The organism is Pseudomonas fluorescens Q2-87, from assembly GCF_000281895.1.
Lineage (GTDB): Bacteria > Pseudomonadota > Gammaproteobacteria > Pseudomonadales > Pseudomonadaceae > Aquipseudomonas > Aquipseudomonas fluorescens_S.
The window spans coordinates 1,890,588-1,905,688 of record NZ_CM001558.1 but is presented as its reverse complement, the minus strand read 5'-3'; the positions used below and the strand labels follow the sequence as shown (position 1 = coordinate 1,905,688).

13 protein-coding genes and 1 tRNA gene are annotated in these 15,101 nt (G+C 61.4%); 2 read left to right on the top strand and 12 right to left on the bottom strand.

What is annotated here, in order from left to right; all coding sequences use genetic code 11:
• Nucleotides 1-77: 77 nt before the first annotated feature.
• From PFLQ2_RS19065 to leuC, 6 genes are all read right to left on the bottom strand, one after another.
• A complete protein-coding gene (locus tag PFLQ2_RS19065; protein ID WP_003179757.1) occupies nt 78-1,088 on the bottom strand; it encodes an aspartate-semialdehyde dehydrogenase in 1,011 nt (336 codons plus the stop codon).
• A 311-nt stretch (nt 1,089-1,399) separates the two neighbouring features.
• Entirely contained in the window at nt 1,400-2,512 is a 1,113-nt protein-coding gene (gene asd, locus PFLQ2_RS19070) for an aspartate-semialdehyde dehydrogenase (RefSeq protein ID WP_003179755.1), read from the bottom strand.
• A 54-nt stretch (nt 2,513-2,566) separates the two neighbouring features.
• Nucleotides 2,567-3,649, bottom strand: a complete 1,083-nt coding sequence (gene leuB / locus PFLQ2_RS19075) for a 3-isopropylmalate dehydrogenase (RefSeq protein WP_003179753.1) — start codon at nt 3,647-3,649, stop codon at nt 2,567-2,569.
• 66 nt (nt 3,650-3,715) lie between these two features.
• Nucleotides 3,716-4,480, bottom strand: a complete 765-nt coding sequence (locus tag PFLQ2_RS19080) for a class I SAM-dependent methyltransferase (RefSeq protein WP_003179751.1) — start codon at nt 4,478-4,480, stop codon at nt 3,716-3,718.
• Nucleotides 4,481-4,635: 155 nt separating this feature from the next.
• Nucleotides 4,636-5,280: a 3-isopropylmalate dehydratase small subunit gene (gene leuD, locus PFLQ2_RS19085; RefSeq protein WP_003179749.1), complete on the bottom strand. Its 645-nt coding sequence runs from the start codon at nt 5,278-5,280 to the stop codon at nt 4,636-4,638.
• Between the two features lie 11 nt (nt 5,281-5,291).
• Nucleotides 5,292-6,710: a 3-isopropylmalate dehydratase large subunit gene (leuC, locus tag PFLQ2_RS19090; protein ID WP_003179747.1), complete on the bottom strand. Its 1,419-nt coding sequence runs from the start codon at nt 6,708-6,710 to the stop codon at nt 5,292-5,294.
• A gap of 157 nt (nt 6,711-6,867) precedes the next feature.
• On the opposite strand from leuC, the gene PFLQ2_RS19095 reads away from it, so the two are divergent.
• Both PFLQ2_RS19095 and PFLQ2_RS19100 read left to right on the top strand, forming a co-directional pair.
• Nucleotides 6,868-7,758, top strand: coding sequence for a LysR family transcriptional regulator (locus PFLQ2_RS19095; protein WP_003179745.1), 891 nt, complete (start codon nt 6,868-6,870; stop codon nt 7,756-7,758).
• 67 nt (nt 7,759-7,825) lie between these two features.
• Entirely contained in the window at nt 7,826-11,104 is a 3,279-nt protein-coding gene (locus PFLQ2_RS19100) for an EAL domain-containing protein (RefSeq protein WP_003179743.1), read from the top strand.
• Nucleotides 11,105-11,223: 119 nt separating this feature from the next.
• Here the strand turns inward: PFLQ2_RS19100 and PFLQ2_RS19105 are convergent, their stop codons facing one another.
• The 6 genes from PFLQ2_RS19105 to PFLQ2_RS19130 all read right to left on the bottom strand — a co-directional run bounded on the left by PFLQ2_RS19105 (nt 11,224) and on the right by PFLQ2_RS19130 (nt 15,070).
• Complete coding sequence (locus tag PFLQ2_RS19105; RefSeq protein WP_003179742.1) at nt 11,224-11,676, bottom strand: Hsp20 family protein; 453 nt, start codon at nt 11,674-11,676, stop codon at nt 11,224-11,226.
• Between the two features lie 118 nt (nt 11,677-11,794).
• The gene (locus tag PFLQ2_RS19110) at nt 11,795-12,754 is read right to left on the bottom strand and encodes a tRNA dihydrouridine synthase (RefSeq protein WP_003179740.1); all 960 of its coding nucleotides are present in this window, start codon (nt 12,752-12,754) and stop codon (nt 11,795-11,797) included.
• 161 nt (nt 12,755-12,915) lie between these two features.
• Nucleotides 12,916-13,365, bottom strand: coding sequence for an acyl-CoA thioesterase (locus PFLQ2_RS19115; protein WP_003179738.1), 450 nt, complete (start codon nt 13,363-13,365; stop codon nt 12,916-12,918).
• A gap of 45 nt (nt 13,366-13,410) precedes the next feature.
• Entirely contained in the window at nt 13,411-14,244 is an 834-nt protein-coding gene (locus PFLQ2_RS19120) for an alpha/beta fold hydrolase (protein WP_003179736.1), read from the bottom strand.
• A gap of 28 nt (nt 14,245-14,272) precedes the next feature.
• Nucleotides 14,273-14,812 carry a TetR/AcrR family transcriptional regulator gene (locus PFLQ2_RS19125; RefSeq protein ID WP_003179734.1) on the bottom strand — a complete coding sequence of 180 codons (540 nt, stop codon included), beginning with the start codon at nt 14,810-14,812 and terminating at the stop codon, nt 14,273-14,275.
• A gap of 182 nt (nt 14,813-14,994) precedes the next feature.
• Nucleotides 14,995-15,070, bottom strand: a tRNA-Glu gene (locus PFLQ2_RS19130).
• Nucleotides 15,071-15,101 lie beyond the last annotated feature (31 nt).

Genomic DNA, 15,101 nt, shown 5'->3' with positions numbered 1-15,101 from the left:
GGAGGGTTCGCCTTCAGCACTCTGGCCAAGCATAGCGCCCAGCTAGAATCATTCGACAAATTGTGCCCAAGTATCTTTTACAGCAGGTCTTTTATCAACAACTCAGCCACCTGCACTGCGTTGAGCGCCGCGCCCTTGCGTACGTTATCTGACGTCAGCCACATATTTAGTTCAGCCGGATCATCGATACCGCCGCGTACACGCCCCACATAGACCACATCCTGGCCCACCGCATCGCCCACCGGCGTCGGGTAATCGCCCGCATCCACCAGCTCGATACCGGGCGCCGCTTCCAGGGCTGCGTTGACCTTGGCCAGGTCGATGGCGCCTGCAGACTGCACAGTCACGCTAAAGCTATCGCCGAAAAACACCGGGGCTTGAATGCAAGTGACGGAAATCTTTAATAAAGGTTGATTCAGGACCTGGCGCAACTCGCGCACCAGACGCTTTTCCAGTTGCGTATGACCCTGTTCATCCGGGGTGCCGACCTGTGCCAGCAGATTGAACGCCATCTGCCGGTCAAAGAACTTCGGCTCCAGTGGACGGGCATTGAGCAACTCGGCGGTCTGGCGCGCCAGTTCGCTCACGGCGGCACGGCCCTGGGCGGACACCGCGAGGCTGGCGGTCACGCTGATGCGCTGAATATCCAGGCAGTCACGCAGCGGCGCCAGGGCGACTGCCAGCACGATGGCCGAAGCGCTGGGGCTGCCGACCTGCAACGGTTTGCCCAGGCCAGCCAGCACAGGGGCATTGGCTTCGGGCACGATCTGCGGCGCCTGCTCCGGCGGCAAGGCGCCGGACAGATCGATCAGCGCGCAACCGGCGGCCGTGGCACGCGGGGCGAAACTCAGAGTCACTGCGGGCCCCGCGGCGAAAAAGACCAGTTGGACTTTACTGAAATCGAATTCGTCGACTTCGCGCACCCGCACGTTTTTACCGCGAAACATCACCGAACTGCCTGCCGACTCGCTGCTGGCCAGCAGGTGCAGGTTGCCGACCGGGAAGTCCCGCTCTTCGAGAATCTGCACGAGGGCTTCGCCGACAGTACCGGTGGCGCCGATCACGGCAATATCAAAGGACTGGCTCATGGGTCTACCTCAGGTAAAACGTGGGGAGCGGCACTTTACCGGGTGATGGGTATGCGGGCAATTGGCGGGGGGATTTGTGGTATCTGGGCTGGCCCCATCGCGAGCAGGCTCGCTCCCACAGGTCTGTGCCCACTGAAGATCCCGTGTGGGAGCGGGCTTGCTCGCGAAGACGACGTCACATTCAATATTGATGCAAACTGATCTACCGCATTCGCGAGCAAGCCCGCTCCCACGGTTGGCAGAGCATTTTTGAGCCGATAAAAAAACCCGCACCTCTCACAAGGCACGGGTTCTTTCACAGCAGCAATCGATCAACGCTCGAGCAGGATCCGCAGCATGCGACGCAGCGGTTCGGCCGCGCCCCACAGCAGTTGGTCGCCAACGGTGAAGGCGCCGACGAATTGCGAGCCCATGTTCAGTTTGCGCAAACGCCCAACCGGGACGTTCAAGGTGCCGGTGACCTTGGTCGGGCTCAGCTCCTGCATGCTGATCTCGCGGTTGTTCGGCACCAGTTTGACCCAAGGGTTGTGCTGGCTGATCAGCCCTTCGATGTCGGCGATCGGCACGTCCTTGTTCAGCTTGATGGTCAGCGCCTGGCTGTGGCAACGCATGGCACCGATGCGCACGCAGATGCCGTCCACCGGAATCGGGCTCTTGAAGCGACCGAGGATCTTGTTGGTCTCGGCCTGGGCCTTCCACTCTTCACGGCTCTGGCCGTTGGGCAGTTCCTTGTCGATCCATGGGATCAGGCTGCCGGCCAGCGGCACGCCAAAATTCTCGGTCGGGTACGCATCGCTGCGCATCGCCTCGGCGACCTTGCGGTCGATGTCCAGGATGGCGCTGGCCGGGTTGGCCAGTTCATCAGCGACAGCGCCGTGGGTCACGCCCATTTGCTTGATCAGCTCACGCATGTGCTGCGCGCCGCCACCAGAAGCCGCCTGGTAGGTCATGGCGCTCATCCATTCCACCAGACCGGCCTCGAACAAGCCGCCCAAACCCATCAGCATCAGGCTGACGGTGCAGTTGCCGCCGATGTAGTTCTTGGTGCCCGCGTCCAACTGCTGGTCGATGACCTTGCGGTTCACCGGGTCGAGGACGATCACCGCGTCGTCCTGCATGCGCAGGCTGGAAGCGGCGTCGATCCAGTAACCCTGCCAGCCGGCTTCACGCAGCTTAGGGAAGACTTCGCTGGTGTAGTCGCCGCCCTGGCAAGTCAGGATCACGTCGAGGGTCTTGAGCTCTTCGATGCTGTAGGCATCCTTGAGCACACCGGTGTCCTTGCCCACGGACGGGCCCTGGCCACCCACGTTGGACGTGGTGAAAAACACCGGCTCAATGAGATCGAAATCCTGCTCTTCCAGCATTCGCTGCATGAGCACGGAACCGACCATGCCGCGCCAACCGATCAGACCTACACGTTTCATCGCAACTACACCTATACAAAAGTGGGCCACCGTCGAAGCGGTGGGCCCGAAAGATTACAGATTCCGCAGCGCGGCGACTACTGCGTCGCCCATTTGCTGGGTACCGACTCTGGTACAACCGGCCGACCAGATGTCACCGGTGCGCAAGCCTTGGTCCAGCACCACGCTGACGGCCTTCTCGATGGCGTCGGCGGCAGCGACCTGATTGAAACTGTAACGCAGCATCATCGACACCGACAGAATGGTTGCCAACGGGTTGGCAATGCCCTGCCCGGCGATGTCCGGCGCCGAACCGTGGCATGGCTCATACATACCCTTGTTGTTGGCGTCCAGGGAGGCCGATGGCAGCATGCCGATGGAGCCGGTGAGCATCGACGCTTCGTCGGACAGGATGTCGCCGAACAGGTTGTCGGTGACGATCACGTCGAACTGCTTTGGCGCACGCACCAATTGCATGGCGGCATTGTCGACGTACATGTGGCTCAATTCGACGTCCGGGTAATCCTTGGCAACCTGCTCGACCACTTCACGCCACAGTTGGCTGGACGCCAGCACATTGGCCTTGTCTACCGAGCACAGCTTCTTGCCACGCACGCGGGCCATGTCGAAACCGACCCGGGCGATACGGCGGATTTCGCTTTCGCTGTAAGGCAGGGTGTCGTAGGCCTGGCGCTCGCCATTATCCAGCTCACGGGTGCCACGGGGGGCGCCGAAGTAGATACCGCCGGTCAGCTCACGAACGATGAGGATGTCCAGGCCCGAGACGATTTCCGGCTTCAGGCTGGAGGCATCGGCCAGTTGCGGGTACAGAATCGCCGGACGCAGGTTGCCGAACAGGCCCAGTTGCGCACGAATCTTCAACAGGCCGCGTTCAGGACGAATGTCGCGCTCGATCTTGTCCCATTTCGGGCCGCCCACGGCGCCCAGCAGCACGGCATCGGCTGCGCGGGCACGGTCGAGGGTTTCATCGGCCAGGGGCACGCCGTGCTTGTCGATGGCAGCGCCGCCGATCACGTCGTGGCTCAGTTCGAAGCCCAGGCTGTACTTGTCGTTCGCCAATTCCAGGACCTTGACCGCTTCGGCCATGATTTCCGGGCCAATGCCATCACCTGGGAGAATCAGAATCTGCTTGCTCATGCTTTCCTCGTTTGCTCTGTCGACATGGGCCGGGGCTTTGTACCCTTGGCCTGGCCGGGAAAAATGCTATCGCTCGGCCCACAGCACCAGTACGTCAGTACTGAACGAACCATCGGCCTCAATCTCAAAATATTCACGCACTTCGTCGCCCATCGAGCGCTGCAGCTGCAAGATCGCCGCCCGCATCACTTCGGGGGTGCGCATGCGCTCGACCCAGGAGTGATACTCCAGGCGCAGACGCTGGCGAGCGGTGCTGCGGGTGTGCAACCCCGCTTCGCTGACCTGGCGCAGCCATTCCGCGGCCGAATAATCGCGCACATGGCTGGTGTCGCGCAGCACTTCAATGCTTTGCAGGTAGGTGTCCAGCAACGGCGTACCCGGCGACAGGATATCAATGAACGCCATTACCCCGCCCGGCTTGAGCACGCGGCGCACCTCGCGCAACGCCAGGCCCAGGTCGCTCCAATGATGCGCCGAATAACGGCTGAACACGAAGTCGAACTCAGCGTCGGCGAACGGCAGGCGCTCGGCGGCGCCGCATACCGTGCTGATATTGCCCAAGCCACGCTCGGCAGCCGCCGTGGCGACCACGTCGAGCATTTGCTGGGACAAATCATAGGCCACCACTTCATCGGCCAGCGGCGCCACGTGGAAACTCACATGGCCGGCTCCACATCCCAGATCCAGCACGCGGGCATCGCCCCGACCGGCCAACGCAGCCTGTAGCAACGCGAATTCAGCGCCCTGGGCGTGAACAGCACTGCTCAGATAGGCCGAGGCCTGTTCACCGAATTGCTTTTGTACTACCTGACTGTGGGCGGTGCTGGTCATGGGACTTCCTTTTGGGTTGTAGCTTGCCGTTGTTAGTGCCGCCACCTTCGCGAGCAAGCCCGCTCCCACATTGGATTTGTGATGTTCACAGAACCCCTGTGGGAGCGGGCTTGCCCGCGAAGAGGCCGGCACTGCCTGCCTCAATCTCAAATCAATCAAGCATCGCGAAACAACCAAGGCTGGCTCGCCCGATGCTTGGCTTCGAACGCGGCAATCGCCTCACCGTCCTGCAGGGTCAGGCCGATATCGTCCAGACCGTTGAGCAGGCAATGCTTGCGGAACGCGTCGATCTCGAAACTCAGCACCTTGCCGTCGGGACGGGTCACGGTCTGGGCCGCGAGGTCGATTTGCAGCTGATAGCCAGGGTTGGCCTCAACCTGCTGGAACAGCTCATCCACTTCAGCGTCGCTGAGGATGATCGGCAGCAAACCGTTCTTGAAACTGTTGTTGAAGAAGATGTCGGCGTAGCTTGGCGCGATGATGCTGCGAAAACCGTACTCTTCCAGGGCCCAAGGCGCGTGCTCGCGGCTCGAACCGCAGCCGAAGTTCTCGCGGGCCAGCAGCACGCTGGCGCCCTGGTAGCGCTCGGCGTTGAGCACGAAATCCTTGTTCAACGGCCGCTTGGAGTTGTCCTGGTACGGCTGGCCGACATCCAGGTAGCGCCACTCATCGAACAGGTTCGGGCCGAAGCCGGTGCGCTTGATGGACTTCAAGAACTGCTTGGGAATGATCTGGTCGGTGTCGACGTTGGCACGATCCAAAGGCGCGACAAGACCGGTGTGCTGGGTAAAAGCTTTCATGCTGCGCTCCTTCAGATCAATTCGCGGACGTCGACGAAACGGCCATTCACAGCCGCCGCCGCGGCCATGGCCGGGCTCACCAGGTGCGTACGACCACCGGCGCCCTGGCGGCCTTCGAAGTTACGGTTGGAGGTGGAGGCGCAATGCTCGCCCGACTCCAAACGATCCGGGTTCATCGCCAGGCACATCGAGCAGCCTGGCTCGCGCCATTCGAAACCGGCCTCGAGGAAAATCTTGTCCAGCCCTTCCGCTTCAGCCTGGGCCTTCACCAGACCCGAGCCCGGCACCACGATGGCCTGCTTGATGGTCGAGGCAACCTTGCGGCCCTTGGCGATAACGGCAGCGGCACGCAAATCTTCGATCCGCGAGTTGGTGCAGGAGCCGATGAATACGCGGTCGAGCTGGATGTCGGTGATCGCCTGGTTGGCGCTCAGCCCCATGTATTTCAAGGCGCGGACAATGGAGTCGCGCTTGACCAGGTCCATTTCCTTGGCCGGATCCGGCACGTTCTGGTCCACAGCCAGCACCATCTCAGGCGAAGTACCCCAGCTGACTTGCGGCTTGATCTGGGTCGCGTCGAGTTCGACCACGGTGTCGAACTTGGCATCGGCATCGGACACCAGGTCTTTCCAGGCCTCGACCGCCAGGTCCCATTCCGCGCCTTTTGGCGAGAACGGACGGCCCTTGACGTATTCCACGGTTTTTTCATCGGCGGCCACCAGGCCCACGCGGGCACCGGCCTCGATGGACATGTTGCAGATGGTCATGCGGCCTTCGACGGACAGGTCGCGGATCGCGCTGCCGGCGAACTCGATGGCATGGCCGTTACCACCGGCGGTGCCGATCTTGCCGATCACGGCCAGGACGATGTCCTTGGCGGTCACGCCGAACGGCAGCTTGCCCTCGACGCGCACCAGCATGTTCTTCATTTTCTTGGCGACCAGGCATTGGGTGGCGAGCACGTGCTCGACCTCGGAAGTGCCGATGCCATGGGCCAAGGCGCCGAATGCGCCGTGGGTCGAGGTGTGCGAGTCGCCGCAAACCACGGTCATGCCCGGCAAGGTCGCGCCCTGCTCCGGGCCGATGACGTGGACGATGCCTTGGCGCACGTCGTTCATCTTGAATTCGACGATGCCGTATTCATCGCAGTTATCGTCGAGGGTCTGCACCTGCAAACGCGAGACCTGGTCGGCAATGGCTTCGATGCCGCCCTTGCGCTCCGGCGTAGTCGGTACGTTGTGGTCCGGGGTCGCGATGTTGGCATCGATACGCCAAGGCTTGCGTCCGGCCAGGCGCAGGCCTTCAAAAGCTTGCGGCGAAGTCACTTCATGAATGATGTGACGATCGATGTAGATCAGCGCCGAGCCATCGTCGCGCTGCTTGACCAAATGCGAATCCCAGAGCTTGTCGTAGAGCGTTTTGCCGGCCATCAGACGGTTCCTCATCAGCTTGTTTCTATGCCCTGGGTCTTGAATGGAATCAATGACCCCTCGGCTTGTGAGGCTGATGCTATGGGGTTACATTAAATAACTCAAATTCATATTTTTCATACTTTGCATAACCAACTGGAATCCAAGCGAAACCACCATGGACCTCGCCAATCTCAATGCCTTTATTGCCATCGCCGAGACAGGTAGCTTCTCCGGTGCTGGTGAACGCCTGCACTTGACCCAGCCGGCCATCAGCAAGCGCATTGCCGGCCTTGAGCAGCAACTCAAGGTGCGCCTGTTCGACCGCCTGGGCCGCGAAGTAGGCCTGACGGAAGCCGGCCGGGCCCTTCTGCCACGGGCCTATCAGATTCTCAACGTGCTGGACGACACCCGCCGCGCCCTGACCAACCTGACCGGCGAAGTGACCGGGCGCCTGACACTCGCCACCAGCCATCACATCGGCCTGCACCGTTTACCGCCCTTGTTGAGGGAGTTCACCCGACGCTACCCGCAGGTGGCGCTGGACATTCAGTTCCTGGATTCGGAAGTGGCCTACGAGGAAATCCTCCATGGCCGGGCGGAACTGGCGGTCATTACCCTTGCTCCCGAACCCCACACGCTGGTGCGCGCCACGCCCGTGTGGGACGACCCGCTGGATTTCGTGGTCGCCCCGGAACATGCGCTGTTGGGCAACGAGGCGGTCAGCCTGGCGGATATTGCCTTGCATCCGGCGGTTTTCCCGGGTGGCAATACCTTTACCCATCACATCGTGCAGCGGCTGTTCGAAGCCCAGGGCCTGACGCCGAACATCGCCATGAGCACGAATTATCTGGAAACCATAAAAATGATGGTCTCCATCGGCCTGGCCTGGAGCGTTTTGCCGCGCACCATGCTCGACGAGCAGGTGGCGCGCATCCCTTTGCCAGGCATACAGCTCAGTCGCCAGCTAGGCTATATCCTGCACACCGAACGCACGCTGTCGAACGCTGCACGGGCTTTCATGGCCTTACTGGACGCACAAGTCGATCTGCCAGGGACAAGGGCATAGGTTGTGCTACTCCTATAGAGCCGCAACGCCCGTGCCCAACGCTCAACCTGTCAAGGCTCTTTAAACAATGCCCAAACCCGCTGACCACCTCCCGCCCCTGCCGCGAATCCAGGCGCTCGACCCGAAACGGTCCGAGCAAAGCTGGGACAGCGCGCCGCAGTTGCTGGCCGCCCTGAACGGTGCGCGCCTGGGTGCCTGGTCATGGGACATCGAGACCGGGCAGATCAGTTGGTCCCGAGGCACCCAGGCCTTGTTCGGCTTCGATCCGCGCCATCCGCTGCCAGCAGACCTGGACTACCTGGACTTATTGCTGCCCGAAGATCGTTCCAAAGCCCTGCGCGCCTTTCACGCCGCGGTGGCCGGTGCACCGTTGGAACAGGCGATGCACCACCGCATCGTCTGGCCCGACGGCAGCCTGCATTGGCTGGAAATCAATGGCAGTGTGCTGCCCGATAAGCATGGCCGCCCTCGCATGATCGGGGTCATCCGCGAGATTACCCATCAGCGCGAGCGCGAGCAGGCGTTGCGCAGCTCGGAAAAACGTTTCGCCACGCTGTTTCACCTCAGCCCGAACATGGTGCTGTTGACCCGCCAGGAAGACGGGCTGATCAGCGAGGCCAACCAGTATTTCGAGAGCCAGTTTGGCTGGCCGTTGCATGACGCAATTGGCCGGACCACTCTGGAACTGGGGTTGTGGGTCGATCCCGGTCAGCGGGCGAAACTGCTCGAAGCCATCAAGGGCAGGGGCGAACTGGCAAGCATGGAAGTTGAGCTGCGCGCCAGCAACGGGCAAGTCCATAGCGGTCTTCTCAGCGCGCAAAAAGTCGAGCTGGAAGGCCAGCCTTACCTGTTGAGTACCTTTCTCGACACCACCGATCGCAAGCTGGCCGAACGAGCCCTCAAGGACAGCCAGGAACGCCTGGACCTGGCCCTGGATTCCGCACAATTGGGCACTTGGGACTGGCATATTCCCAGTGGCATGCTCTACGGCTCGGCACGGGCAGCGCAGCTTCACGGGCTGGAACCCAAGCCCTTCCATGAATCGTTCGATGCCTTCTTCGAGGGGGTGCCCACGGAAGAACGCAACAACATGCGTAACGCCTACCGCAGTCTGCGCGAAGGCCCGGCGGGCAATTATCAATTGACCTACCGCGTGCAACTGCCCGACGGCAGCTCTCGCTATCTGGAAAGCCGCGCCCGCCTCTACCGCAACGACGACGGCAGCCCCTTGCGCATGGCCGGAACGTTGCTGGACATCACCGACCAGGTGGAGCGCGAACAGAGCCTGGCGGCTTCGGAGGAAAAATTCGCCACGCTGTTCCAGGTCAGCCCCGACCCGATCTGCGTCACTCATCAGGACAGTGGCCGGTTCCTTGAAATCAACTCCAGCTTCACCCAGACCTTCGGCTGGGGGGCCAGCGATGTAATTGGCCTCAGCGCCGATGAAATCGGCCTTTGGGACGCGTCGGGCAGCAGCCTGCAACGGATCGAACGGGTGATTCGCGAGCAATCCTTGAGCAACGTCGCCATCGTCGTTCATCACAAGAACGGCCAGCCGCTGACCTGCGTGATCTCCAGTCGGCAGATCAACGTCGGCAACCAGCCCTGCATCGTCACCACCCTACGGGACATCACCCAGCAACAACGCTCCGAAGCGGCCCTCAAGGCCAGCGAGGAGAAGTTCGCCAAGGCGTTTCACTCCAGCCCCGACGCCATCACCATCACCGAACTCGACAGTGGCCGCTACCTTGAAGTCAACGACGGTTTCTGCCGCCTGACCGGCTACCGCGCCGACGAGGTGATCGGGCATACGGTCTATGAGGTCGGCATCTGGGCCGAAGAAAAACAACGCACGGCCCTGCTGGCCGAGCTGCAACTCAAGGGCCGCGTGCTTCACCAGGAAATGCTTGGGCGTAACAAGCGTGGGGAATTGCTCACGGTGGAGGTATCGGTCGAACCCATCACGCTCAACGAAACCGCCTGCCTGTTGCTGACCGCCCGGGATGTGAGCCTGCTGCGCAACGCCGAGGCCCAGATCCGCCACCTGGCCTATCACGACCCGCTGACCAACCTGCCCAACCGGGCCTTGTTGATGGACCGGCTAAGCCAGCAGATCGCGTTGCTCAAGCGCCATGACCTGCGCGGTGCCCTGCTGTTTCTCGACCTGGATCACTTCAAGCACATCAACGACTCCCTGGGCCATCCGGTGGGTGACACGGTGCTGAAGATCATCACCGCGCGCCTGGAGGCCAGTGTGCGCCTGGAAGACACCGTGGCGCGGCTGGGCGGCGACGAATTCGTGGTGCTGCTCAGCGGTCTGGAAGGCAGCCGCAACGAAGTCGGCACGCAAGTATTGAAGCTGGCCGACACCTTGCGTGAGCTGCTCTCGGAGCCGATGTTTCTCGACGGCCAGCGGCTGCAGGTCACGCCAAGCATTGGCATAGCGCTGATACCCGACCATGGCGCCACGCCCACGGACCTGCTCAAGCGCGCCGACATTGCGCTTTATCGCGCCAAGGATTCGGGGCGCAACACCTCGCAGATGTTCCACGCCACCATGCAAAAAGCCGCCAGTGAACGCTTGCGCATGGAAACCGACCTGCGCCAGGCCCTGGCCCGTGGCGAGTTCAGCGTGCACTTCCAGCCCCAGGTCGATGCCCGGGATAACCGCATCATCGGGGCCGAAGCCCTGGTGCGCTGGCATCACCCGGACCTGGGCGCCCAATCGCCCAATGAATTCATCAAGGTACTGGAAGACAGCGGCCTGATCCTGGAAGTCGGGACCTGGATCCTTGACGAAGCCTGCGATGGCTTCAAGCAACTGATCGCCAGGGGCAAGATCGACCCGCAGCGGTTCAGCCTCTGCGTGAATATCAGCCCGCGGCAGTTCCGCCAGAGCGATTTCGTCGAGCGTATCGAAAACAGCCTGGCCACCCACGGCCTGCCCTGCTCCATGCTGAAACTGGAGATCACCGAGGGCATCGTGATCCAGAACCTGGACGACACGATCAGCAAGATGCGTCGCCTCAAAAAGTTGGGGGTTAGCTTCGCGATGGACGATTTCGGTACCGGTTATTCGTCATTGACCTACCTCAAGCGCCTACCGGTAGACACGTTGAAGATCGACCAGTCATTCGTGCGCGACGCCACCAGTGACCCCAACGACGCGGAAATCATCCGTGCCATCGTCGCCATGGCCCGCAGCCTGAACCTGGTGATGATTGCCGAGGGTGTGGAAACCCTGGAGCAGTTGCACTTTCTGCAGGGGCTGGACTGCCATCTGTACCAGGGTTACCTGCACAGCCGGCCACTGCCGCTGGAAGCGTTTGAGCGGTTGTTGCCCTAAGTGTTCGGGATAGGAAGCTCTTGTGATGAGGGAGCAAGCTCCCTCGCCACAACTATTCCTTCATTGCTTGCAAAAACGAAAAAGGGCGCCATCTGGCGCCCTTCTTCAGTTGCGATGCATCAGTTTTGCAGCGCGGGTTGTTGCTGCACCCCATTGATCGGGATGCGCTTGGCTTTCGCCTCTTCCGGCACCACCCGCAACAAGTCGATACTCAACAGACCGTTGCTCAGGCCGGCGGACTTGATCTCGATATGATCCGCCAACCGGAAGGACAGCTTGAACGCGCGCTGGGCAATGCCCTGGTGCAGGTAGGTCACGCTGTCGTTGCTGGCCTCACGTTTACCACCACTGATGGTCAGCACGCCTTTCTCCACCTGCAAGTCCAGGTCTTCTTCCCGGAACCCGGCGGCGGCGACCACAATGCGGTACTCGTCATCGCCATATTTTTCCACGTTGTAGGGTGGATAGCTGCTACCCGGCTCGTTGCGCAGTGCGGTTTCGAACAGGTCGTTGAAACGGTCGAAGCCCACCGAGGAACGGAACAGAGGGGCCAACGAAAATGCAGTACTCATGATTCAAATCTCCTGAAAATTCAGCAAGGTTTTTTGTCTCCGCGACCCGAATTCGGCATCGCGTAACCCCTATCTAGGGTCCGCCAAATACTTTTCAAGAGCTTTTTTTGAATTTTTTTCAGGCCGCTTCAGTGCGGTGCACCCCAAGCAAACGGCCCACCGCATCCAGGTCGGTTTCCCGCCGGACGGCGCTGAACAGCTCAACGGCTTCGGGGTAATTGCGGGTCAGCATCGCCAACCACTGCTTCAACCGACCGGGCGCTTGGCGGGGGGTCAGTTGCTCGACCACTTGCACCCAGAAGTCCTGGAGCATCGGCTGCAACTCGGCCCAGGACATCTCGACGACCTCCTCGCCGGCCCGGGCCGCGGCGATCTGCCGGGCCAGGTCCGGGCGAGACACCAGGCCGCGCCCGAGCATGATGTCCTCGACGCCGCTGATCTCCCGGCAACGGCGCCAATCTTCCACGCTCCAGATATCGCCATTGGCGAACACCGGCACCTTCACCACGTCCTGGACCCGGGGAATCCACTCCCAGTGCGCCGGCGGCTTGTAGCCGTCGACCTTGGTCCGGGCATGCACCACGATGTGCGCCGCGCCGCCTTCGGCCAGGGCCGTGGCGCAAACCAGCGCGCCGTCCGGGCTGTCGAAACCCAGGCGCATCTTGGCGGTAACGGGAATGTGCTTGGGCACCGCGCGGCGCACGTGCTCGACGATTTGGTTGAGCAGCTCCGGCTCCTTGAGCAATACCGCGCCGCCCCGGGATTTATTCACCGTCTTGGCCGGGCAACCGAAGTTCAGGTCAATGACTTGCGACCCCAACTCGCACGCCAACGCCGCGTTCTCCGCCAGGCACACCGGATCGGACCCCAGCAATTGCACCCGCAACGGCACGCCGGCAGCGGTCCGGGCTCCAGTCAACAATTCGGGGCCGAGCTTGTGGAAATAGGCCGGCGTGAGCAGGCGGTCGTTGATGCGGATGAACTCGGTGACACACCAGTCGATACCGCCGACACGGGTCAGGACATCCCGGAGGATGTTGTCAACCAACCCCTCCATGGGTGCCAGGGCAATTTGCATGGAAAAACACACTCAACGAAAAAACGTGCGGCAGTTTACCGGATTTTGCCGGCATACCCGGCATTCACCATAAAGCCCGCTCCCACAGGATTTTGGTGAGCAGAGAAGTCGCGTCCACTCCAATCCCCTGTGGGAGCGAGCTTGCTCGCGATAGCGCTGGGTCAGTCTATGGAAATGCCAGACGGATCGAGCGCCACACCATAACCTTCGATGAACTCCGCCGGCATGCGCTTGGGCCTACCGGTGGACAGTTCGATGCAGACAAAGGTGGTCTGGGCACGTAACAAGGTGGTGTTGTCACTGGGGCGCACCAGCTGGAAATGCCGGGTCATCTTCAACCGCTGGTCCCAGTCGACAATCCAGGTGGCCAACTGCAACTCGTCGCCTTCATAGGCAGCTGCCAGGTAATCGATTTCATGACGCACCACCGCCATGGCTCGGTCCAGCCGCCGATACTCCACCAGGTCCAGCCCCAGGCGCTGGGAATGACGCCAGGCGCAGCGTTCCAGCCATGTAACGTATACCGCATTGTTGGCGTGGCCCAGCCCGTCGATGTCTTCGGCCGCTACCTGGAGATCAATGATGAACGGCGTTGCCCGATCCCAGCCCATGCCCCTCTCCCGTCAGAATTTGGATCGGGGCAGTGTAACGGATGCTCAAGCCGATTGCCGCGCTTGCAGGCTGCGTCCGGCCAGCAGTGATAACACGCCATCAACGACGCGTTGATCGGCCAGCACCCGCTGATGTCCGCCCTGAGGCAATCGCAGCAGACGACTGTCGAACCAGACTTCATGAATCAATTCGGATTCCTTGACCGAAACCGAAGTGTCATCCTCGGCATGAACGATCAATCCGGGCACATCCAGTTGGTAGTGCGCCACATCCATCTTCGAAGCCGGCATGCCTACATCGCTTTCCACCTGGCGAATGAACGCCGAGCGCGCCTTGGGCGGCATGCCCATCAGCCGGGCGAAACCGCGTAGCACGCCGAGGATGCGCGCTGGCGCGGCAATGCTGACCAACGCCTCGGTACGCAAACCCAACTGAACCGCCAGCATCGCACTGGCCCCCCCCATGGAATGGCCGATCACGGCCTGGAGCGGTGGCAATTCAGCCGCAGCCTCGAGCATGGCCCTGGCGAACAGCAGGACATTCGCCTCGCGGCCAGGCGAGCGACCGTGAGCCGGGCCGTCCAGGGCGACGACTGTGTAACCGGCCTCGACCAGCGCCGTGATCAGCGCCGCGAACTGGGTAGGCCGACCTTCCCAGCCGTGCATCAGCAACACCGCCGGCCCCTTGCCCCAACGCAAGGCCGATAAGCCAAAGCGCAAGGTGATGCGCTCGGAACTCGCCAGCAATGGCAACTCCCAGTCCCGCGGCGGCAGGTTTCGGGGCCGCATGAACAGCGTGCGCATTTTCTTCGCTACCAGCTGCGGCGCTACCCGGCCCAGCGTGCCATTGACACCACGAATCCAGCTCAACCTGTCCATTGCTTGTCTCCAGGGCTTGCGCCTCAGCTCAACGCACCGCCGACTTGGCGGCCCGCAGCAAACGATCCGATAACTCTCCGGGGCCCAAAGCCCGTGCCAGGGCCAGGCCACCGACCATCAAGGCAATGTCGGCCAAGGCCTTGTCGGCATCTTCCGGGCTGGCCGCCAACTGCGCGGCCATCAGCTCGATGTGTTCATTGAGTACGTCACGAAACGCATCCGGCAGCCGTCCGAGCTCACCAACCGATGCGGGGATCGGGCAGGCTTGTTCAGTGGAATCCCGGTGCTTGCGCGACAGATAGAACGCCGCCACCAAAGCGCGCCGCTCTTCACCGGTCAACTCGGCATCCATATCGGCGATCAGGCCGCGACGCCGATTGAGCAACTGCTTGAACGCTTCGAGCATCAAGGCGTCCTTGCTTTCGAAGTGAGCATAGAAACCGCCCACTGTCAGCCCTGCCGCGCCCATCACCTCGCCCACGCTCGGCTCAGCCGGGCCGCGTTGGATCAGCGCGTCGCTGGCCGCCTTGAGAATACGTTCACGGGTCTGTGCTTTTTTATCGCTCATCGCTGCCTCCGAATATTACGATTGAAATATTATCTCTATAATAATTTTCTGCAAGCAGAAATTCTGACCGTTGGTCAGAAGCGCTTTTTTCGATAAATAGAGAATTGGCTGAACGCCAGACAAACAAAAGGGCCATTCAAGAATTGAATGACCCTTATAAAATCCCGCAGAGCGGGTAATCGTGGCGTCCCCTAGGGGACTCGAACCCCTGTTACCGCCGTGAAAGGGCGGTGTCCTAGGCCACTAGACGAAGGGGACACAAACCTTCTTGCTTGATCAGCGCTGAGAA

Bases quoted from the DNA above. Each gene is read 5' to 3' on its own strand.
- leuB (WP_003179753.1), bottom strand. From the start codon at position 3,649: ATGAGCAAGCAGATTCTGATTCTCCCAGGTGATGGCATTGGCCCGGAA.
- PFLQ2_RS19100 (WP_003179743.1), top strand. From the start codon at position 7,826: ATGCCCAAACCCGCTGACCACCTCCCGCCCCTGCCGCGAATCCAGGCG.
- asd (WP_003179755.1), bottom strand. From the start codon at position 2,512: ATGAAACGTGTAGGTCTGATCGGTTGGCGCGGCATGGTCGGTTCCGTG.
- leuC (WP_003179747.1), bottom strand. From the start codon at position 6,710: ATGGCCGGCAAAACGCTCTACGACAAGCTCTGGGATTCGCATTTGGTC.
- leuD (WP_003179749.1), bottom strand. From the start codon at position 5,280: ATGAAAGCTTTTACCCAGCACACCGGTCTTGTCGCGCCTTTGGATCGT.
- PFLQ2_RS19105 (WP_003179742.1), bottom strand. From the start codon at position 11,676: ATGAGTACTGCATTTTCGTTGGCCCCTCTGTTCCGTTCCTCGGTGGGC.
- PFLQ2_RS19125 (WP_003179734.1), bottom strand. From the start codon at position 14,812: ATGAGCGATAAAAAAGCACAGACCCGTGAACGTATTCTCAAGGCGGCC.
- PFLQ2_RS19120 (WP_003179736.1), bottom strand. From the start codon at position 14,244: ATGGACAGGTTGAGCTGGATTCGTGGTGTCAATGGCACGCTGGGCCGG.
- PFLQ2_RS19110 (WP_003179740.1), bottom strand. From the start codon at position 12,754: ATGCAAATTGCCCTGGCACCCATGGAGGGGTTGGTTGACAACATCCTC.
- PFLQ2_RS19095 (WP_003179745.1), top strand. From the start codon at position 6,868: ATGGACCTCGCCAATCTCAATGCCTTTATTGCCATCGCCGAGACAGGT.
- PFLQ2_RS19115 (WP_003179738.1), bottom strand. From the start codon at position 13,365: ATGGGCTGGGATCGGGCAACGCCGTTCATCATTGATCTCCAGGTAGCG.
- PFLQ2_RS19065 (WP_003179757.1), bottom strand. From the start codon at position 1,088: ATGAGCCAGTCCTTTGATATTGCCGTGATCGGCGCCACCGGTACTGTC.
- PFLQ2_RS19080 (WP_003179751.1), bottom strand. From the start codon at position 4,480: ATGACCAGCACCGCCCACAGTCAGGTAGTACAAAAGCAATTCGGTGAA.